At 41.3% G+C, this 19736-nt stretch carries 15 protein-coding genes; 8 read left to right on the top strand and 7 right to left on the bottom strand.

From position 1 onward, the window contains the following. Nucleotides 1–149: 149 nt before the first annotated feature. Nucleotides 150–935, bottom strand: coding sequence for a ribonuclease T (gene rnt / locus EPB74_RS06530; RefSeq protein WP_274903434.1), 786 nt, complete (start codon nt 933–935; stop codon nt 150–152). A gap of 183 nt (nt 936–1118) precedes the next feature. Beyond that, on the bottom strand, nt 1119–2189 hold the full coding sequence (gene pyrC, locus EPB74_RS06525; protein WP_079692354.1) for a dihydroorotase: 1071 nt from the start codon (nt 2187–2189) through the stop codon (nt 1119–1121). Nucleotides 2190–2555: 366 nt separating this feature from the next. Here pyrC and EPB74_RS06520 point away from each other — a divergent pair, with 366 nt between their 5' ends. Further along, nucleotides 2556–3794, top strand: a complete 1239-nt coding sequence (locus tag EPB74_RS06520; RefSeq protein ID WP_079692353.1) for an argininosuccinate synthase — start codon at nt 2556–2558, stop codon at nt 3792–3794. Between the two features lie 138 nt (nt 3795–3932). Here EPB74_RS06520 and EPB74_RS06515 read toward each other — a convergent pair whose 3' ends face one another. After that, nucleotides 3933–5204 carry a hypothetical protein gene (locus EPB74_RS06515; RefSeq protein ID WP_274903432.1) on the bottom strand — a complete coding sequence of 424 codons (1272 nt, stop codon included), beginning with the start codon at nt 5202–5204 and terminating at the stop codon, nt 3933–3935. 144 nt (nt 5205–5348) lie between these two features. Here EPB74_RS06515 and EPB74_RS06510 point away from each other — a divergent pair, with 144 nt between their 5' ends. Together EPB74_RS06510 and EPB74_RS06505 are read left to right on the top strand one after the other, a co-directional pair. Then, on the top strand, nt 5349–5918 hold the full coding sequence (locus EPB74_RS06510; protein ID WP_274903431.1) for a L,D-transpeptidase: 570 nt from the start codon (nt 5349–5351) through the stop codon (nt 5916–5918). A gap of 260 nt (nt 5919–6178) precedes the next feature. Beyond that, nucleotides 6179–6799: a nitroreductase family protein gene (locus EPB74_RS06505; RefSeq protein ID WP_089554105.1), complete on the top strand. Its 621-nt coding sequence runs from the start codon at nt 6179–6181 to the stop codon at nt 6797–6799. Between the two features lie 129 nt (nt 6800–6928). Here the strand turns inward: EPB74_RS06505 and EPB74_RS06500 are convergent, their stop codons facing one another. Continuing rightward, nucleotides 6929–8551 (bottom strand): CYTH and CHAD domain-containing protein, encoded by a 1623-nt coding sequence (locus EPB74_RS06500; protein WP_274903429.1) that lies wholly within the window; start codon nt 8549–8551, stop codon nt 6929–6931. Nucleotides 8552–8733: 182 nt separating this feature from the next. Here EPB74_RS06500 and EPB74_RS06495 point away from each other — a divergent pair, with 182 nt between their 5' ends. Further along, nucleotides 8734–10077, top strand: a complete 1344-nt coding sequence (locus tag EPB74_RS06495) for a DUF4349 domain-containing protein (RefSeq protein ID WP_274903424.1) — start codon at nt 8734–8736, stop codon at nt 10075–10077. Between the two features lie 109 nt (nt 10078–10186). On the opposite strand, the gene EPB74_RS06490 is transcribed toward EPB74_RS06495, so the two are convergent. Next, nucleotides 10187–11776, bottom strand: a complete 1590-nt coding sequence (locus EPB74_RS06490) for an isocitrate lyase (protein ID WP_079692347.1) — start codon at nt 11774–11776, stop codon at nt 10187–10189. A 703-nt stretch (nt 11777–12479) separates the two neighbouring features. Here EPB74_RS06490 and EPB74_RS06485 point away from each other — a divergent pair. After that, on the top strand, nt 12480–13469 hold the full coding sequence (locus EPB74_RS06485) for a LysR family transcriptional regulator (RefSeq protein ID WP_079692346.1): 990 nt from the start codon (nt 12480–12482) through the stop codon (nt 13467–13469). A 371-nt stretch (nt 13470–13840) separates the two neighbouring features. Further along, complete coding sequence (locus EPB74_RS06480; protein ID WP_274903423.1) at nt 13841–15229, top strand: NAD-dependent succinate-semialdehyde dehydrogenase; 1389 nt, start codon at nt 13841–13843, stop codon at nt 15227–15229. 156 nt (nt 15230–15385) lie between these two features. On the opposite strand, the gene purN is transcribed toward EPB74_RS06480, so the two are convergent. Then, nucleotides 15386–16087, bottom strand: a complete 702-nt coding sequence (gene purN, locus EPB74_RS06475; RefSeq protein ID WP_274903422.1) for a phosphoribosylglycinamide formyltransferase — start codon at nt 16085–16087, stop codon at nt 15386–15388. Beyond that, on the bottom strand, nt 16087–17136 hold the full coding sequence (gene purM / locus EPB74_RS06470; RefSeq protein WP_274903420.1) for a phosphoribosylformylglycinamidine cyclo-ligase: 1050 nt from the start codon (nt 17134–17136) through the stop codon (nt 16087–16089). Before purM ends, purN begins: the two co-directional genes overlap by 1 nt. A gap of 383 nt (nt 17137–17519) precedes the next feature. On the opposite strand from purM, the gene EPB74_RS06465 reads away from it, so the two are divergent. Both EPB74_RS06465 and hda read left to right on the top strand, forming a co-directional pair. After that, the gene (locus tag EPB74_RS06465; protein WP_274903419.1) at nt 17520–18626 is read left to right on the top strand and encodes an AI-2E family transporter; all 1107 of its coding nucleotides are present in this window, start codon (nt 17520–17522) and stop codon (nt 18624–18626) included. A 293-nt stretch (nt 18627–18919) separates the two neighbouring features. After that, nucleotides 18920–19732: a DnaA regulatory inactivator Hda gene (gene hda, locus EPB74_RS06460; protein WP_089554098.1), complete on the top strand. Its 813-nt coding sequence runs from the start codon at nt 18920–18922 to the stop codon at nt 19730–19732. The last annotated feature ends 4 nt before the right edge of the window (nt 19733–19736 follow it).

The following is a 19736-nucleotide window of genomic DNA, read 5'->3' as shown; positions in this document are numbered from 1 at the left end:
CTACTTATTATTGCATTAACCATATCCATATTAATTAAAAAATCTAGATAACAAAGTTATAAATTTAATAAGTCATAAAGTTAACAAGTAAGTATTATTTTTTTCTAATACTTAATAATAAGTATAATTTAAAAATAGCTCCCTATTGTTTAGTTATTGTTTGATGTGTCTTCATTCGATGCTTCTTCAACGGCCGGTGCGTGTAAAGCATTGCTTAGCATAGGATAAGAGTTAAGGATGTGGCAAAACAGCTCAGCAGTCTTTTGTGTGTCATATAGCGCTGAGTGAGCGTCATTGCCATCAAAATCAAGCCCTGCCGCTTTACAGGCGCGTGCAAGCACCGTCTGTCCAAATGCGAGTGCTGATAAGGTCACGGTATCAAAGACTGAGAAGTTATGAAAAGGATTGTGGCTTTTATTATTGGTACGTAAGACCGCGGCATTTAAGAACGCCAAATCGAAGTGCGCATTATGTCCAATTAAAACACATTGACGGCAGTCTTCAGCACGGCGTACTTCTTTTAAACCTTTAAAAATACGGCGTAGAGCTGTTTTCTCATCTTCAGCAATCGCTTTACGTAGCGGATTGTTTGGATCTATACCGGTAAAAGCCAGCGCGCTTGGCTCAAGATTTGCGCCTTCAAAAGGTTCGATATGCGCATTGAAAGCCTCACCTGGATAAAATACGCCTTGCTCATTAAGTAGCACAGGAATACAAGCAATTTCTAATAACGCATCGGTTTGCGCGTTAAAGCCTGCGGTTTCAACATCAACGACGACAGGTAGAAACTTACGAAAACGATCTTTTAAGCTCATGGGCGCTGGTTCTTTTGTTGCGGTGTTTTCAGTAGAAATACTTGGCGCAACATCGAGGTGGTCTTCTACATTGTTGGATAAATTATTTTTAGGTAAGGCGGCATCATTTTGAGTGGTCATATCAGGTTAAATCGCTTTTATCAGTCGAGCTGTGGTATTTAATGAAAGAGTTGAGTTAAAAAACAAACATCCTACGATATAAATGTACCCTTTTAATATAAGGGCGGCATTGATATTGTAGGATAAAATAGAGGTAACTCTAATCTATAAAAATAGAGTGCGCTAGGCCATACTTAGTAAACGTTAGCCTTTAATAGACCAAGGTAAGGTTTCGCCTGCCATCAGCGGTGTTAATGAGCTACCATCAAAATAAGGGTAGGCTGTCGGCACTTGCATAGGTACGTTGATGAGAGTAATAGTGCTCTCATTGATGGGTAGACCGTAGAATTGCGCGCCAAATCGGCTAGTAAACCCTTCTAATTTGTCGATTTTACCAACGCTATCGAACGCTGTAGCGTATAGCGGTAGCGCAGTCGCTGAGCTATAACAGCCAGCACAGCCACAAGCAGCTTCTTTTTTATCGGTCGCATGGGGAGCAGAGTCAGTGCCTAAAAAGAATTTTGGATTGCCACTGGTCGCCACATCTAATAATACTTTTTGATGGCTTTCACGCTTTAAAATAGGCAAGCAATAAAAGTGTGGTTTGATACCACCAAGCAATAAATGATTGCGGTTAAACATCAAATGCTGCGGCGTAATAGTGGCGGCAATTTGGTTACCTTGTGACAAGACAAAGTCAGCTGCATCACTGGTGGTGATATGCTCCATCACAATTTTCATGGTGGGGAATTTTGTGATAATTTGTGCCAACACCTCGTCTAAAAAGCGCTTTTCACGGTCAAAAATATCGACATGATCGTGAGTCACTTCACCATGTAGCAGCAGTGGAAGATTATATTTTTCTAATGCCTCAAATATATCCACGCAGGCGTTGATGTCGGTGACGCCATCAGCAGAGTTGGTGGTGGCACCAGCAGGATAAAGTTTGACCGCTTGTACAATACCTGATTTTGCGGCCATCTCGATATCTTGCGCGGTGGTTGTATCGGTGAGATACAAAGTCATGCGCGGGTCAAAAGCAGCCTTACGCTCAGCAGTCAAATCACTGGCTTCTAGATGTTGCATGATACGCGCACGGTAGGCATGAGCATCATCGACATTCTTAACAGGCGGCACCAGATTTGGCATACAGATAACGCGGTTAAAGCTCTCTGCTGCATGAGGGACTGTGGTTGCCAACGCTTTATCGTCACGCAAATGAATATGCCAATCATCTGGCTGAAGGATGGTTAATTCTCTAATCGAATCAGTCATAGTAACATCGCGCTCTATATCGTCATATATGGGAGTAAAAGGGAGTCTTGCTGTGCTGCTATCATAACAGATTTGCCTACTTGACTAAATATGTGGCTAGATATCTATACATAAATTATCGGCGATTTTTTAATATATCAGGGTTTGATAGTGTGTTAAGTCTACTGTAAAAAGTGTAATTATTGATTAAGTAGCTTCTAAATATAAGCGAAAACCTCGTAGCTAATGGCAGTGCCACTTTTGCCGATAGTAAATATGATGTACACTGAGCAGGCAACCTATTTTTCTTTAATTTCGACTTATCATTAGTATTTTTACTTCCCATTAAATTTATTCGACAATAAATTCTTATATTAGGAGTTATTCATGGCTCAGCTTGATCCGAAAACTATTAATAAAATCGTGTTGGCATATTCAGGTGGTCTTGACACCTCAATCATCGCCAGATGGCTACAAGAAACCTATGATGCGGAAGTGATTACTTTCACCGCTGACATTGGTCAAGGTGAAGAAGTTGAGCCTGCACGTGCCAAAGCTGAAGCAATGGGTATCAAACATATCCATATTGAAGACTTGCGCGAAGAGTTTGCCCGTGATTATGTGTTCCCAATGTTCCGTGCCAATGCTATCTATGAAGGTGAGTATTTACTCGGTACTTCTATTGCGCGTCCACTAATCGCCAAGCGTTTGGTTGAAATTGCAAAAGAACATAACGCTGATGCGATCAGTCATGGTGCGACCGGTAAAGGTAATGACCAAGTCCGGTTTGAGCTCGGTGCTGTTGCTTTGTCTCCTGATGTGGTCACCATTGCGCCGTGGCGTGAATGGGATTTGTCTAGCCGTGAAAGCTTGATGGAATATGCGAAAGAGCATAATATTGCCATTGATTATGCCGGTAATAAGACCAAATCTCCTTACTCAATGGACGCTAACTTATTACATATCTCTTATGAAGGCGGCATCTTAGAAGATCCGTATGCTGAAGCAGAAGACGATATGTGGCGCTGGTCAGTCAGCCCTGAAGAAGCACCGGACGTGCCGCAATATCTAGAGTTAGAGTATGAAAAAGGCGACATCGTTGCTATCGATGGCGAAAAGCTTAAGCCATACGAGATTATGATTAAGCTTAATGATATTGGTGGTAAGCATGGTATTGGACGCTTAGATATCGTTGAAAACCGTTATGTTGGTATGAAGTCACGTGGCTGTTACGAAACGCCAGCTGGTACTATTATGCTAAAAGCGCATCGCGGTATTGAATCATTGACGCTTGACCGTGAAGCGGCGCATCTAAAAGATGAGCTGATGCCACGTTACGCTAAGATTATCTATAACGGCTATTGGTTCAGCCCTGAGCGTATGATGCTACAGGCCTTGATTGATAAATCACAAGAATATGTCAATGGTACGGTACGCTTAAAGTTATATAAAGGTGCTGTTAGCGTCGTGGGTCGTAAATCAGATGATTCATTATTTGATGAAAAAATTGCGACTTTCGAAGATGATGCAGGCGCTTATGATCAAAAAGACGCAGAAGGCTTCATTCGTTTAAATGGTCTACGTTTGGCGATTGAAGCCAGCCGTGGTCGCGATTTATCTAAATAATTTTTTTTAGCTGAAAGCTTTTCAGTTAAATCACACATAAAAAACAGAGGCGCTATTTATATAGCGCCTCTGTTTTTTTATTGCTGATATGTTTTTATTAATACACTTTTTAAATACTAGTTTTTGATAGCGGTTTTTCTACTTAGTTTTTTCTACTTTTTCATCATTAGGCTCATCTTCGTCTACCATTACGATAGCCACATCTTGCTGCTGACGCTCTTCCGCACTAGGCTTCTGCTCTAACAGCTGTTCTTTGGCAAGCCTGATACTGTCAGATTTTTGCTTGTAGTATTTGAGGGTTGCTAGTCCACTAAGCAAACCGATAACAAGAATGATAATCAAAATAACAGGGTTTTTCCAGAGGGGTATTGATGCCTCGTACTCAATCGGCTTTTCGCTGGTTGTTGTCGGCGTATTGTCATTATTGCCACCGATTAATCCTAAGCTGACCAGCGGCGGCTTTGGTGGGTTGGCAGGTTCAGATGTTATCCTTAAACGATTGCGCTGCAAGTATATTTCTGAAATCTTGGCCAATTGTAGCAACCAGCGCTGGTGTGGCAAGGTGATAGCAGTCATCTTTGCAAACACCAATAAATCATTATGCTTGCCTTGCTGGATGTTTTCAGATGAGCGGCCAATCACTTTTAAATAATTCCCTGTGGCCAGTTGCATGTCTTGCACAGGCTCATAATGCTCGGGTTGGAATGCTGTCAGCTCGTACCAGTAAGGATCAAAAGGTGGCGGTTTACCTGACAGCTGCTCAGCGTTTAATAAACGCCGCTCTGAGCTACCTTCTGACTCTACTTCTAAAGAGTTTTTTGCTGGTAAAATAAGTGCTTTGTCATCGTTAGTATCAGCTAATGCGACAGATGCTGGCTTTGGCTGGCTGGCCGCAAAACGTGCTGCGGATAAAAACTGTGGTTGTAAAGCAAACCATTTATTAATTTCATCATTATCAAGTTGGCTATATTCCACTAAAATAGCCAGCTCACGCAGCACGATAACGCATAGAGAGGTAAGTAAAATTTGCACTTGTGGCGTTGTCGCGTCAATCTGTGCGGCAATATGAGCGCTGGCTTTGATCACACGCGCATTATCATTGAATATCGCATCGGCTGCATCATGACGATGATATAACGTTGCATTGAGGGTCGCAAAGTTCATAGAGTTATACTGCCGTAGCTCTTTGACCGCATGACGCCCAAACAGTTTTTTGCTAACAATTTGTCCTGTGTGCCGCTGCTGATAAGCGAGAAGGGCACTGACAATCGCTTGTAAACTGGCGTCCATGGCTAAACGCGCTTGCGGTAGTGAAAGCTGAGCGGCATCTGCCAATAATGACACCATAGGCTTGGTATCTTGATATAGAAAATCATACATCGACACACGTGCCGGTGAAATAGTCGTCATAATCTGCTAGCATCAAAAAGTGTGCCCCTATATTACGGTGCCAAATGTCTTGATACAATCCCTTAATAATAGAAAACTTCATTCATTTTTTATAACGCTGTCAGTAATGATATATATGAACTGCATGACAGATGGAATACAGCTATGATAAATAACGAAAACCTTTTGACGCAGCTAGTCATTAACATTGCTCAGCAAACTTTGACGCTATACAAACAGCAAAAAGTTGTTGCTCAATACACCGTATCTACCGCTAAAAACGGCATAGGCAGCCAACAAGACAGTGGCTGTACGCCACTCGGCAAACATGTGATCGCAGAAAAAATAGGTTTAAGCGCGCCTAGTAATGCCGTATTTATTGGTCGTGTAGCTACTGGCGAGATATATGATGAAGCTTTTGGTGCGTTATATCCTGAACGCGATTGGATATTGAGCCGCATTTTATGGTTAAGCGGTATTGAGGAAGGATTTAATAAAGGTAGCAATAGCGAAGGCAGTTGCGATACTTATCAGCGCTATATTTATATTCATGGCACACCAGACAGTGAGCCTATGGGTGTACCGCTTTCACATGGCTGTATACGTATGCGCAATCAGGATATTATTGAATTGTTCGCGCAGGTAGATGAAGGCACGCCCGTTTCTATTATTAATGATGTTTATGATATCGATGACGTTAGTGGCATTGCTCACATCACTAATATTTATGAATAGTCTAAAACAGTAATCATATGCGGCGTCATAAAATTTACTAATATTCTTACCGCTATAGAAGATGACTTTATAGCAGACGAGTTTACAACAGTCACTTACAAGGTTATTTATAAAATAAAATTAACAATAACGTACCGATATTAAGTTATTTGCTACAATATTTACCTAGATGGTGAATCTTTGAAAATAGTTGCTAACTATCAAGAATATATAATCCTACTCTCTTAAGTATATTAATAATAATTACGAGGAAAATAATAATGACTACATCCAGTCTAGTAAGTCTACAACAAGCTTTTGATGAACGTCGTACTATCTATGCTTTAGGTAACGATTTACCAGTAGATCCAAGAGCGATTGTTAATATTGCCGAGCGCGTGCTGCTACATACACCATCTGCCTTTAACTCTCAGTCATCTAGGCTAATCGTGTTATTTGGCGAGCAACATAAACAGGTGTGGGATATTGCCGAAGGTAAGTTGCGTCAAGAAATAGGCGATGGTGATTTTGTAAGTAGCAAACAAAAGATGGACAGCTTTCGAGCAGGGGCAGGCACGGTTCTGTTTTATGAAGACAAAGAAGTCACAAAATCGTTGCAAGATAATTTTGCCTTATATGCTGATAAGTTCCCTCTGTGGGCGCATCAGACCTCAGCAATGCATCAGTATGCTATGTGGACAGAATTACGTACGCTAGATGTTGGTGCGAGTCTCCAGCACTACAATCCGCTGATTGATGAGGATGTCGCAGTGGCATTTTCAGTTCCTAAAAATTGGGATCTAATCGCGCAAATGCCATTTGGCAATATCCTTGAACCTGCTGGTAAAAAAACTTATCAGCCGCTTAATGAGCGTATGAAAGTATTTGGATTAAATGATTGATCAGTTATTAATAAAGTAAAAAAACATAAAAAAGACAGCTCATATTCATGATGCTGTCTTTTTTATGTTTATACCAATTTAATAGCTCATAAGGTTAATACGAGCAAGCCAAAGTTATACTATTCATTTTTACCAAAACGTTGCACAACCTTCAATACGGTCTAACTGCTTTTGTAAGCGTTTGGAGTCATCTTTTAAAATAGCAGCAAACCATCCCACGCCGTATAAGGCATTAAGATCAGTGAGTGCTTTATGTTGATAGCACTGCTGATAATAAGTCATATCGACTTGTTTACCGAGTGATTTTTGTGCTTTTACCACGCGTTTCAGCCAGCGTTTGGTTTTCTTTTTGCCATATAAAGGTGCGGCAAGCTCACCAATATAACGTAGGTTGTTAAGCTGATAGTGTAATTGCTGCTGCGCTTGATATTTATCATTGTTTTTCAAGCCAATATTTTTTGAATCAGCACTGGTTGAATCAGATCTAGTTGAATCAAGGCTGTCACTGTCAGGCTTAGCATTGATTACATCATTCAGTCTTTCCTCGGTTTTAAGAAACTTTGCCTGCTGTTTAGACAGTATTTTTGTGAGATGATCTAAAGCAATCTTATCTGCTTGTGGTTCAAGGCTAGGGTCGCTCATGGTAAAAGCAATCAGCTCCAGTAAAGTCAGCTGAAAGTCATTGGCGCTGACCGCATCGATAGGTGTTATTTTTATAGCTTCAACATCTGCGGTCCAATCTACCATTGGTGCGCCATGTTCCTGTAGCATTGGCTCAATATGGGTAGCAAGATAGCTAAGATCGTAATAGTCGCTGAGTAAAGTCGCTGTTTGTTTGATTATGAGCAACCAATCAGGATTGACTTCATCAGAGAAGCTGGCAAATGCGCTTAGCGCAGTACGTAAGCGGCAAATACCGATGTACAGTTGCAAAACGTGTTCATGGTAAGTGCTGCCACCCACGATAGCACTGCTGTTCGGTAGTATTTGTAATAGACAGTTATGGACGACTGCGCGTAAAAAAGCGGGCATACTACTGTCTTTATTTATATTAAGCTCACTAAGGTTAGCGCTAATAGCAGGGCTGTGGTGTTGTCCTTTGATAAGTAAGCCCCCACGTTCGGCTTTGGTCACAGTGGATAAGCATAATTTATAGCGCTTACACCAAGTTTTAGCTGTCGCAAATAAAAAATCCAAATCTCCTGATACGAACTCAAACTCTATCTCTTGAATGGCGTCTCGCTGAGTATCGTCACCACCATGGATGATTTCTCCATGGTCATATGCCACTTCAATGCTATTATCGCTAACATCAATTTCATTGCTGCCAGCTTCTATGAGTAATCTAGTGGTGCGCTCTACATCAGTTACATAAAGCCGTGTCAATTTTTTAGCCAGTTTTTTGAGCTTAAAATCTGCCAACGCTGGGGCAATAGCGGTGTCTTTATAAATGCTTAAATCAGGCATTAGGTCGTTATTGTCGAGCATCGCTTGTACCTGCTCATTGTCCAACGTCGAATTGTGCTCTAAACGCGCCGCAATACCGTCACCGCCAGCTTTGATGGTCTGTACCCAAGTGTTACCCTCAAGACGAATACGCAAGCCAATACCGGCCTGTGCAAGTTGCTGATCAGGTGTATCATAATAATGAGCAGCCATTTGCGTCACCTGTGAAGATTTGACTTTCGCTTGACGCATCAAACCTTTTAATCGCAACTCTGGCACCAAAAACTTCAGCTCTATCTCTTGCATGACGGCTCCTAATGACTCTAATAAGTTTAAGTAACTACCATCGTATGAAAGCTATCCATTAATGACAAGTAAAGATTTTTGTATAAGTAGAAAGTCCAAACATTAAAGATATACTTTTAATAAGTAATCATTATAATCAAAGTTAATTATTAAACAAAAGTAGATTATAGGCGATTGATCAAATGATAAAACCTACAGCTGATATATCCAAAACTGGTTTGGATGTTAAAACAATAAAGCCATGTGAACAAAATAAGTGTGACGCCAGTGACTCTTACAAAGTAGTGAGTTTTAAAACCTTGGTATTACCAATAGTGCTGCCGACAATATTAGGCTCACTGATATTCATAGGCGGTTGTAGTGACTCTTCTGAATATGCAGAGAGCAGTGCTGATATGGAATCGGTTCAGTCTGCAACGGAGGAGGCTACTGATAATAGTGAGATAAATGGCATTATGTCCGATGTGGCAGCTGATTCATCTGATTCATCTGATTCATCTGATTCAGCTGATAATACATCAAATGCTAAGCCTACTTCTAACGATTTAAGTATTGATAATCTATCAGGTGACAGTGAACAAACACTTGGCAGCCAAGTGGCGGATATTCAAATCGCTGGCAAAGAGCTACTGATAACGGCAAGTGCAAATTTTAAGGTCAAAGACGTCGTCAAGAGTAGCGCTGCCATTGAGAACTTGACGCGGCAACAGGGTGGCTATGTGGCGCTCAGTAATATTAGCAACCATCCAAATGATAGCCGTACCTTTGTACAAGATGATAAAAACATTACGATCACCACTTATACTCGTCAAGCTGAAATGACGGTTCGGGTTCCGCGTGTCAACATCAATAAGTTTTTAGCACAACTACAACCGCAAGTGGCTTTTTTAAATGGACAGGAATTTACTGCTGAGGACGTCACCTTAGATATTTATCGCGAAAAGCTGGCAAGTCAGCTGGGTAGTGATATGGCAAGTGAGCTCAGCCAAGAGCGACTAGATAGTAAGAATAATAAAGATCAAAGCAGTAATGTCGATGCTATCACTGCCACTTATGCCGCGCGTCGTCAGCAAGATCTGGCTAAGCTTGAGCAGATGGATATCATTGACAAAGTTAAATACAGCACCATCCGCTTGACCTTTATGCAGCCGGATATCAGTTATAAAGAAATCACGCAAAATCTAGATGTGCTATTAGATGCTGAGCGTCCAAGTTTTGGCGCACAAGTGAAGCAAGCATTTAAACATGGCTGGGAGATGCTGAGATCTTTTGTACTGGGCTTAATACAATTGTGGTGGTTAGTCGTACTTGCTGGTGTTCTGTATTTAATTTATAGAATGGTAAAAGCCCTCTATCGTAAATTATTCAAAAATGATGCACACCTAACAAATCTGAAGCGTGAGTTGATGGATAAAAACCATGTACGTAAATACTCAGCAGAGTTAAAGGAAAATCGGGTAGATGATGCCGATAACATTAACAATATTGATAGCACCGACAGTAGCGATGATAAGCCTTCTAACTAAAACCTAAATCCCTAATTTAAATTCCTAATGAACACAAATAAAAAAGCCGACCTACATAATGTAGAGCGGCTTTTTATGTTACTGCTATAAAGTGCTTATAGATTAGTTCTTATTTGAACTGATCCATTGTGTTTTTACCGCCGCCAGCTTTTAGCGCGTTGTCACCAGAGAAGATTTCTTTGTGATCATCACCGATGTCAGAACCAGCCATTGCTTGGTGCTTGACACAAGCGATGCCTTCACGGATTTCTTTACGTTGTACGCCAGCAGCATAAGCAAGCATACCGTCTTCACCGAAGTAGCCTTTAGCAAGCTCATGCACGCTAAGTGCAGTAGTGTGATAAGTCGGTAGGGTGATTAAGTGATGGAATACACCAGCTTCACGTGACGCATCACGTTGGAAGTTTCTAGCTGCTTCGTCAGCTGCGGTATCAAGCTCAGTACCGTCGTAATCCGCACTCATCAAGTCATCTTTGTTGTAGGCAGAGATATCTTTACCTGCTTTTTCCCACTCAGCGATGATTTGCTTACGGAAGTTAAGCGTCCAGTTGAATGATGGGCTGTTGTTATAAACAAGCTTGGCTTTTGGCTGTTGCTCTTTAATACGATCAACCATCATTTTGATGTGTTCAACGTTTGGCGTTGGTGTCTCGATCCATAGTAGATCAGCACCGTTCTCTAGAGCAGTTACGCAGTCAAGTACAACACGGTCGATATTGGTTTCTTCACGGAAAGAGTAAAGACCGTTAGGTAGGCGCACTGGACGTACTAGTTTGCCGTTATGCTTAAGCAAGCTGTCGTTCTCTTTTGCATTTTCTAGTGTTACTTCTTCCATTTCGATAAAATCGATGTATTTAGAAGCCAAATCACCTGGTTCATTTGATACTGGGATTTTTTGTGTTAGTGATGCGCCTTCAGAGTCAGTACGGGCAACGATCACGCCGTCTTCAACACCAAGCTCTAGGAATGCATAACGAAGTGCGTTGATTTTCGCGATATAGTCTTCATGCGGTACAGTAACTTTACCCGCTTGGTGACCACATTGCTTAGCGTCAGATACTTGGTTTTCGATTTGTAGTGCACAAGCACCCGCTTCGATGATCTGTTTAGCTAGTAAATAAGTCGCTTCTTCGTTACCAAAACCGGCATCGATATCAGCAATGATTGGCACAACGTGTGAATCAAAGTTCTCGATTTTTTCTAAAATAGCAGCAGTATCTTGACCCGCTTCTTCAGCAGCGTTTAGCTCACGGAAGTAATCGTTCAATACTTTTGCATCAGCTTGACGTAAGAAAGTGTAGATTTCTTCAACTAGCTTAGCAACTGAAGTTTTCTCATGCATAGATTGGTCAGGTAATGGACCAAACTCAGAGCGAAGTGCTGCAACCATCCAACCTGATAGGTAGATGTAAGTTTTAGACGTCGTACCGAAGTATTTTTTCTTAGCGTACATCGTTTGCTGTGCAACAAAACCATGCCAAGCACCTAAAGACTGGGTGTACTGTGAGCTATCGTTATCATACTCTTCCATGTCTTGACGCATGATTTTTGCAGTATATTTTGCGATATCTAAGCCCGTTTTGAAACGGTTTTGTGACATCATACGTGCCGCATCGACTTCACTGATATTCTGCCAGTTACCGTGCTTTTGTTTTAGTTCACGTACTAAATCGATCGCTGATTTATATGCAGTTGACATCTAAACTTCTCCATTGGTGGTGTATAAATTAGTAAATTAAAATAATTTAAATAACTTCCGTATATATATAAAGATGCTGGCAGAGGTAAGAATTTAAACCTCTTACGTTAGCAATCTCTACTAAACTATAAGAAAATCGTCATAAAAGCAATAAAAACCTGTCGCTCTGGTCAGCTTTTATTATTTGGCGTATTGTTTGGACTGTTATTTCAGACGTAAATGGTTATTTTATAAGACTTATTCGTCTACCAAAGTGCTTATTACCCTAAACGATATAAGGTGTTGATTCAAGCTTAAAGACAAATCAGAGCACAAAATTAAGTTTGCGTAAGGTTATATAGTAAATTTTATATCCGTATTTCTGCATAAAAATACGATAAAATATAGTTGGTAGCTTATTCATTAAAACGCAGGCTAACTGTCTAACTTTTAGCAACTGCCCCCTAAGCGCTTGCTAGCCACTATAGCTAGGTTACCTTGATTTATCTAGTTTATGATTATTATCTTGGGTATTTTATTTAGTTATAGTATAGGTAAAACAATGGCTTGTGATGGGTAAATTCAGTTATAATAAGCATATTCCAAAATAATTAACATAAAAATATCCTTAAATCATACTGTTATAGAGAATTTTTTGCCACATAACAGGGCAAAATCTGCCGCGTTTATAATGGTATCTATTCTAAGGTAAAGAGACAAATATATGAATTTGCAGCGGGTTGATTTAAATTTACTGGTACATTTGGATGTGTTATTGCGAGAAAAAAACGTAACGCGCGCCGCTGAGCAGCTTGGTATTACCCAGCCTGCTATGAGTAATATTTTGCGGCGTCTGCGAAAACTGTTTAATGATCCATTGTTGGTACGCTCATCTGAAGGTATGACGCCGACCGAACGCGCCCTTGAGCTGCAGCCACGTATCCGTGAGATATTGGCTGATTTGACACAAGTGTTAGAGCCGCGCACCGAATTCCGTCCTTATAGCACCTCACGCGTTTTCCGTATCATGACCTCAGATTATGCTGAGGCGACCTTGGTGCCAAAATTGGTGAAAGCGCTACGCTCAGAGGCACCCAATGTCATTTTGGATTTCTTGACACCATCGGACGTCTCATATCGTGATATGGAGCAGGGGCGAGTCGATTTGGCCATTAACCGTTTTAATGAAATCCCGCAAAGTTTTCATCAAGTGTTGGTATGGCGCGATACCTTTAGCTGCCTACTGTCCTCTGACAGTCCTTATGCTCATCGCTTTAATCTTAAAAACTATCTTAAAGCGCAGCACGTTTGGGTCTCTAAAACTGGTATGGGCGTGGGATTCGGTGTCAATCCAGAGAAATCTGGTGGCTTAGGGTCTATCGACCAAGCGCTGCAGCGTTTGGGACAAAAGCGTCAAATTAGCGTTTTTACCCGTCACTATCAAATGCCAGCAATGCTCGCGGCAAATAAAGATTTGGTTGCAACCTTACCCACTCGAGTGGCAAAAATGCAGGCCAATAACGACAGCATTATGATGGTCGAGCCACCATTTTTTATCCCTGAATTTGAGCTGACCATGGCGTGGTCACCGTTATTACAGCATCATCCGGCGCATCGCTGGTTGCGCCAGCTTATCATGCATGTAGCACGTCAAATCGTCGATGATGAAGAGAATCCACCACAAGAAATCCCTATTATTAACCACTTATTTTAGTGGTGCTGCTGCTAAGTTATTAAATAACTTAGCACAAGCTTAAGTAGCTTTTATCCATAATCTATCCACGTTATTTCTTAAACCAGCCATTGTGCTGGTTTTTTATTTGTCTGATTTTTTGCTCGACATCTCATCGTGATGAATACTAGTACAGTCACATTCTTAACATCTTACGCACACTTCTTCATAAATTGTAAAATTTCAACCCCTATGCTTTGTTATGATAATTGTCTATTAAGAAAAAAGATAAGCAGAGCAGTCATTATTAAGGTAAGCAACAATATCGAGATTTTTATTAACCTTAATAAACAGTGCTTAGTTAATATGATTTTAACTATGTTAGAACAAACAAATAAATAAGGATAATTATCATGGCAGATATTACCACTGTGAACCCGACGACGGGTAAAGACATTAAAGACTATACTTATATGAGCGATGATGAAGTAAATAAAATCATCGATGCGTCTCATAAGGCATTTACACAATGGCGTTTGGTTAGCCATGAAGAGCGTGCCAAAGTGATTAATTCCATTGGCGATACGTTGATGAAGTATAAAGAAGAATTAGCGAAACTGATGACCGAAGAGCGTGGCAAAACATTAGCAGCCAGCTTAGGCGAAGTTGATTTATGTAAAGGTATTTGTGATTTTACCGCCAGTGAAGGTGCAGCCGCTCTAGCCGATGATGAGCGTGATATCGAAGGCCTTAAGCAGGGTTTAATTAGCTATGATCCTATCGGTATTATCTATGGTATCCAGCCCTGGAACTTTCCAGCCTACCAAGTATTCCGCTATACCATTGCCAATCTAATGGCAGGTAACAGTATTTTACTTAAACATGCCTCTAACGTCACAGGTTCAGGCTTATTAATTGAAAAAATCATGCATGAATCTGATCTACCAAATGATTTGTTCCGAGCATTAATTATCAGTCATGATCAATCTGGAAAAGTGATTGAACATGAGAAAGTACGCGGTGTCACATTAACGGGTAGTGACGTAGCGGGTCGTGTTGTGGCACAACAAGCGGCTAAAGTACTGAAAAAGACCGTCATGGAGCTTGGTTCTAATGATGCATTTATTGTATTAGAAGATGCCGATTTAGATTTAGCCGCGGCAACCTGTGCTCATGCACGCTTATACAATAATGGTGAAACTTGTATCGCCGCCAAACGTTTTGTCGTCGTCGATAGTGTTTATGATAAGTTCCGCGACCTTGTTATTGAAAAATTCAATAGCTACAAGGTAGGCGACCCAATGGAGGACTCTACTGATGTGGGTCCAATGTCAAGTAGTAAGCAGCGTGATAACTTGCATAAACAAGTTCAAGAGAGTGTAAAAAGAGGCGCAACCATTACTCTAGGTGGGGAAGTCTCTGATAAGGCAGGTGCTTTTTATCCACCAACTATTCTGGAGAACATCACCCCAGAACAGCCCGCTTATAAAGATGAGCTATTTGGTCCCGTTGCGGCGCTGATTCGTGCTAAAGATCAAGACGATGCGTTCCGAATTGCTAACGATAGCCGTTATGGGTTAGGTGGCGCTATTTTCTCTAAAGATGAAGAAAAAGCGATTGAATTGGCTAAGAAACACTTCGATACCGGTATGGTTTATATCAATGGCTACGATTTGGTCAATCCAGGACTGCCATTTGGCGGTGTTAAGGACTCAGGTTATGGTCGTGAACATGGTGGCTTTGGTATAAAAGAGTTTGTAAATATCAAAGCAGTCCATGTGGTTGGTAAAAAACCTGCTTAATTTTAAATCTCTTTAGCTATGGCATTTTAAATACCCCGTTACTGAGTAGCGGGGTGTTTTTTTCTATAAAAAATAGCGATTAAAGCAGACATAAAAAAGCAGAACAATTAATCATTGTTCTGCTTTTTTAATAAATCGATTAACCGTATTTAATGTCTACTTATCTAACCATAGTTTTAAAGGTAAGGCTGGTAAATAAGTGGCCTTATTCTCATTACCTTGATTGCTTAAATTGATGACATCTTTAGCGATAAGCAATATCGTCCACGGTAACAATTGATGCTCAAGCTTTTGCACACGTGCTTGTAAACTATCGGCACTATCTTTCTGGTTTACTTCTAGCAGAGCTTGGGTTAAAACAGCGCCAGCATCGAGCTCAGCAGTGACCACATGAATACTACAACCATGATGACGTTCACCAGCTTGTATAGCACGCTGGTGCGTATCAAGACCTTTATAAGCAGGTAGCAGAGCAGGGTGCAAATTGATCATCGGCGCTGGCGCGCTATCGATAAATGAACCACTTAATACGCGCATAAACCCCGCTAAGACAATCAAATCAGGCTGCCAAGCGTTTAGTTGTTCACTAGCATGACTTTCAAAGGTTTTGATCCCCATGCGTTTGCCACTTGCCACGTGAGATAGCACCGCCACAGGAATAGAGGCATCTTTAGCGCGTGTGATAGCATAAGCATCTTCACGATTGCTGATGACGCCAACAATCTCAATCGGTAATTCAGCTGCTTGCATCGCATTGATTAATACTTGCAGGTTGCTACCACTACCAGACAACAAAACGGCAATGCGCAAAGGCTTGTTATTAACTATTACGTGACTAGTTGCATGACTATCTGACATTAACGGTACACCACGGCATCCGCTTCACGGCTAACCATTTCACCGATTTGCCAAGCATTTTCACCAGCATCGTTTAAAGTTTTGATAGCCGCTTCAGCTTTGTCTTTAGGAACCACGATGACGAAACCAACGCCGCAGTTAAAGGTACGGTACATCTCACTTTGCGCGATATTGCCTTGGGTTTGTAACCAAGTAAACAGCTCTGAGAACTGCCAGCTATTGGTATCAATGCTAGCCGCTAAATCATCCGGCAATACACGTGGTAAGTTATCCGTTAAGCCGCCACCAGTGATATGTGACATTGCATGTAGAGCTGAGCTACCAAGGGTATCTTGTAAGGCTTTAATCGCTTTAACATAGATGCGAGTAGGGGCCATCAGCGCGTCTTGGATAGACTGACCATCTAGCTGCTCGTCGCTGCTCGTCACGTCAATACCGCTGACTTCGATAACTTTACGTACCAATGAATAACCGTTCGAATGCGCACCACTTGAAGCAAGGGCGATTAGCACATCACCTTCGGCGACATTTTTACCAGTGATAACTTCTGCTTCTTCAACCACGCCCACACAGAATCCAGCCAAGTCATAGTCATCATCTTGATACATGCCTGGCATCTCAGCGGTCTCACCACCGATAAGCGCGCAATTTGACAGCTTACAGCCTTCGCCAATACCAGTGACGACAGTAGCCGCGACATCGACATCAAGCTTGCCCGTTGCATAGTAATCTAAAAAGAATAACGGCTCAGCACCACAAACCAATAAGTCATTGACACACATGGCGACCAAGTCGATACCGATCGTGTCATGACGATTAAGCTGTAATGCCAGTTTGAGCTTGGTACCCACGCCGTCAGTACCTGAGACCAATAAAGGTGAGGTATAACCAGTCGGAATACGACAAAGCGCTCCAAAACCGCCAAGTCCGCCCACAACTTCAGGGCGTGAGGTGGCTTTTGCCACGGATTTAATACGTTGAACCAACGCATCGCCAGCATCAATATCAACGCCAGCATCTTTGTAGCTTAAAGAAGGCTTATTACTCATGGTCATCTCACAAATTTTATAGGGAATGAAGGTCAGTCAGTAGCAAAGCGAGTCGATCGTGTGAATTTTGTAGATAATGCGCGCATTATACCCAAAAATGACCCTTACTCGCAAAGCAACTTGCTTTTATTTGACCTATATTTGACTGAATTTGGCTATTATTTAATAAAGACTGATAATAAGGCTGGCATAAAAACTAACATAAAAACTAAGAAACAAAAAAAGACTGCTTTTTTACTGTACTCTGCGATAATAGAACGCTAAATTTATTGTCAATAACTGTTTGCTATTAGGGTGTTATTGTTTAATAAGAGATATAATCAATCTTAATCAATCTTAATCAAGCCACTAACTTAAATCAGCCAATCTTAGGATTACCTTTCATGATAAACCAACCAATAGACCCTTTTTTTCGACGCTTATTTATTGTCGTAGCTATTGTTGTGGCGGTGGTTTTATTGTATTTGATGATGCCGGTCATCGTACCGTTTATCTTTGCTTTTGTGCTGGCTTACTTATTTAATCCGCTGGTAAAGCGTTTATCAAAATATATCAAACGCTGGATTGCGATTATTATTGTTTATTCTACGATTACTTTGGGAATGGTGCTGCTGCTTTGGTGGTTGATACCGACATTGTGGCATCAGCTGCAAGCAGCATGGGAGTATTTGCCCAAGGTTTTAACTTGGTATAATGAAGTGGTACGTGAATGGTTCGCTAGCCATGGTCGCATACGCTTGCCAGAGTTGGAATCCAAAGGTTTCTCTGAGACATTGGTTGAATACATGCAAACCAATTATAAGTTTGAAGATGCCAGTACCATGATGAGTCAAATACTCGCCTCAAGTATGAACTTTATTAATAATGCGGGACTCATAGTATTGGTACCGATTTTGACCTTTTATTTCTTATTTAATTGGGATCAGCGCTTACAGACGTGGAAGATGGCAATCCCCGCTAATTATAGCAAAGCAGTCATTCAGATTGCGCAAGAGTGTGATCGTGCGCTGATGGCTTTTATTAAAGGTCAGCTGTTGGTGATGGTGTTACTAGGCGCCATTTATGCCGTGCAGCTGCAGCTTATCGGGCTTGAGCTTGGACTGATTATTGGTATGGTTGCCGGTGTTGCCAGCTTTGTGCCGTATTTGGGCTTTGGTATCGGCTTTATTGCGGCGATTATCGCCTGTCTGTTCCAGTTTGGCTTAAATTGGACGTATCTATCATTGATTGTTGGTGCATTTTTGGTCGGGCAAGCTGCGGAGGGCTACATCTTGCAGCCTCTGCTATTAGGTGACAAAATTGGTCTATCACCATTATGGGTTATCTTTGCCGTATTGGCGGGCGCAAGTTTATTAGGCTTCGTCGGTATGCTGATAGCACTGCCTGTGTCTGCTGTTCTTAATGTTTTATTCCGTCATTTATATGGTTATTATCAATCGACTGATTTTTATAAAGGACGCAAGCAATTGGCTTTATTTGACAGAAAATGAGCGACGCTATATTTAAAGTTAGTTTACAGTTAATTTAAAATCGATCCAAAGCCAATAGGTTGCATAACCTGTCAAAGGCAGTTGTAAATTTGATAAATGACGATTGATTGTGCTTAATGAGTAAAAGACTTGTCAGTCATTTTGCAAATATGTTATATATAGGCGCAGTGTTAACGGTATTAGCCGTTACTAGGTTGGCTTTGGTTAAAGTGAATTTTACTAAAGCCAGTTTAAAAAATATTAGTCGTTTAGCCTTTTTATTGATTGTGCTACGCAAACCGAGTTGATGATTCATGGCAGAAGCGCAGCTAAGTCTCAATCTGGACATTAAGCACGATGCAAGTCTTAGCGACTTTGCCGGTCCGGGTTGGATGTCTATTATCGATGCAGTGCGGCAGCTACATGTTGGCCTGATTGGTCAGCTGTACCTATTTGGCAGTCCTGCTACTGGCAAATCGCACTTATTATCCGCTATTTGTGAGTCATTTATCGAGATGGACAAGTCAGCGATTTGTTTGTCATTGAATGAATTGATTCATACCGATGTCAATGTGTTGTCATCACTAGAGAACTTTTCACTGATTGCTATTGATGATTTAGAAGTGCTTGAACAAAGTAGCCAATGGCAAGAAGCCTTATTTCATCTGATCAATCGCAGCCGTGAAGGACAGCGTCAGCTACTATTTGCCTCCAATAAACCGGCGACTGAATTGCCTTTTCAGTTGAGAGATCTGCTCACCCGTTTAGCACAAGCGCCTGCTTTTAAAGTACCTACTGGTCATGACTTGGCAGACCGTCAAGCATTATTGCAGTCTATCTTACGTCGGCGTGGTTGGCAGTTTGATGAGCGTATTATCCATCATCTGCTTACCGAAGGACCGCATCGTATCGGAGCAATGATGGAGGTGCTAAACTACATTCAGCCCATGTTCTCTAATCTTGGCCGTAGTAATATATCCAAAGCGGTCATCAGTGATGCACTACGTACTATTGATGAGCAGACGCTAGCCGCAGAGCTTGCCGATATCGCGCAGGAGACGCAAGTAGATAACGATGCCGCCGATCAAGATCAGCATACCCAGCATACAATGCCACTTGATTTCTAGCACG

It is taken from the genome of Psychrobacter sp. DAB_AL62B, assembly GCF_028895345.1.
In the GTDB taxonomy this organism is placed as follows: Bacteria; Pseudomonadota; Gammaproteobacteria; order Pseudomonadales; family Moraxellaceae; genus Psychrobacter.
The sequence above is the reverse complement of the archived record's forward strand: the minus strand, read 5'-3'. Positions and strand labels throughout refer to the sequence as shown.

What these genes read in the sequence shown, in the direction of transcription:
- EPB74_RS06510 (WP_274903431.1), top strand. Translation starts at nt 5,349, where the DNA reads ATGATAAATAACGAAAACCTTTTGACGCAGCTAGTCATTAACATTGCT.
- purN (WP_274903422.1), bottom strand. Translation starts at nt 16,087, where the DNA reads ATGTCAGATAGTCATGCAACTAGTCACGTAATAGTTAATAACAAGCCT.
- EPB74_RS06500 (WP_274903429.1), bottom strand. Translation starts at nt 8,551, where the DNA reads ATGCAAGAGATAGAGCTGAAGTTTTTGGTGCCAGAGTTGCGATTAAAA.
- EPB74_RS06495 (WP_274903424.1), top strand. Translation starts at nt 8,734, where the DNA reads ATGATAAAACCTACAGCTGATATATCCAAAACTGGTTTGGATGTTAAA.
- EPB74_RS06490 (WP_079692347.1), bottom strand. Translation starts at nt 11,776, where the DNA reads ATGTCAACTGCATATAAATCAGCGATCGATTTAGTACGTGAACTAAAA.
- EPB74_RS06485 (WP_079692346.1), top strand. Translation starts at nt 12,480, where the DNA reads ATGAATTTGCAGCGGGTTGATTTAAATTTACTGGTACATTTGGATGTG.
- pyrC (WP_079692354.1), bottom strand. Translation starts at nt 2,189, where the DNA reads ATGACTGATTCGATTAGAGAATTAACCATCCTTCAGCCAGATGATTGG.
- EPB74_RS06520 (WP_079692353.1), top strand. Translation starts at nt 2,556, where the DNA reads ATGGCTCAGCTTGATCCGAAAACTATTAATAAAATCGTGTTGGCATAT.
- EPB74_RS06465 (WP_274903419.1), top strand. Translation starts at nt 17,520, where the DNA reads ATGATAAACCAACCAATAGACCCTTTTTTTCGACGCTTATTTATTGTC.
- EPB74_RS06505 (WP_089554105.1), top strand. Translation starts at nt 6,179, where the DNA reads ATGACTACATCCAGTCTAGTAAGTCTACAACAAGCTTTTGATGAACGT.
- EPB74_RS06515 (WP_274903432.1), bottom strand. Translation starts at nt 5,204, where the DNA reads ATGACGACTATTTCACCGGCACGTGTGTCGATGTATGATTTTCTATAT.
- purM (WP_274903420.1), bottom strand. Translation starts at nt 17,136, where the DNA reads ATGAGTAATAAGCCTTCTTTAAGCTACAAAGATGCTGGCGTTGATATT.
- hda (WP_089554098.1), top strand. Translation starts at nt 18,920, where the DNA reads ATGGCAGAAGCGCAGCTAAGTCTCAATCTGGACATTAAGCACGATGCA.
- EPB74_RS06480 (WP_274903423.1), top strand. Translation starts at nt 13,841, where the DNA reads ATGGCAGATATTACCACTGTGAACCCGACGACGGGTAAAGACATTAAA.
- rnt (WP_274903434.1), bottom strand. Translation starts at nt 935, where the DNA reads ATGACCACTCAAAATGATGCCGCCTTACCTAAAAATAATTTATCCAAC.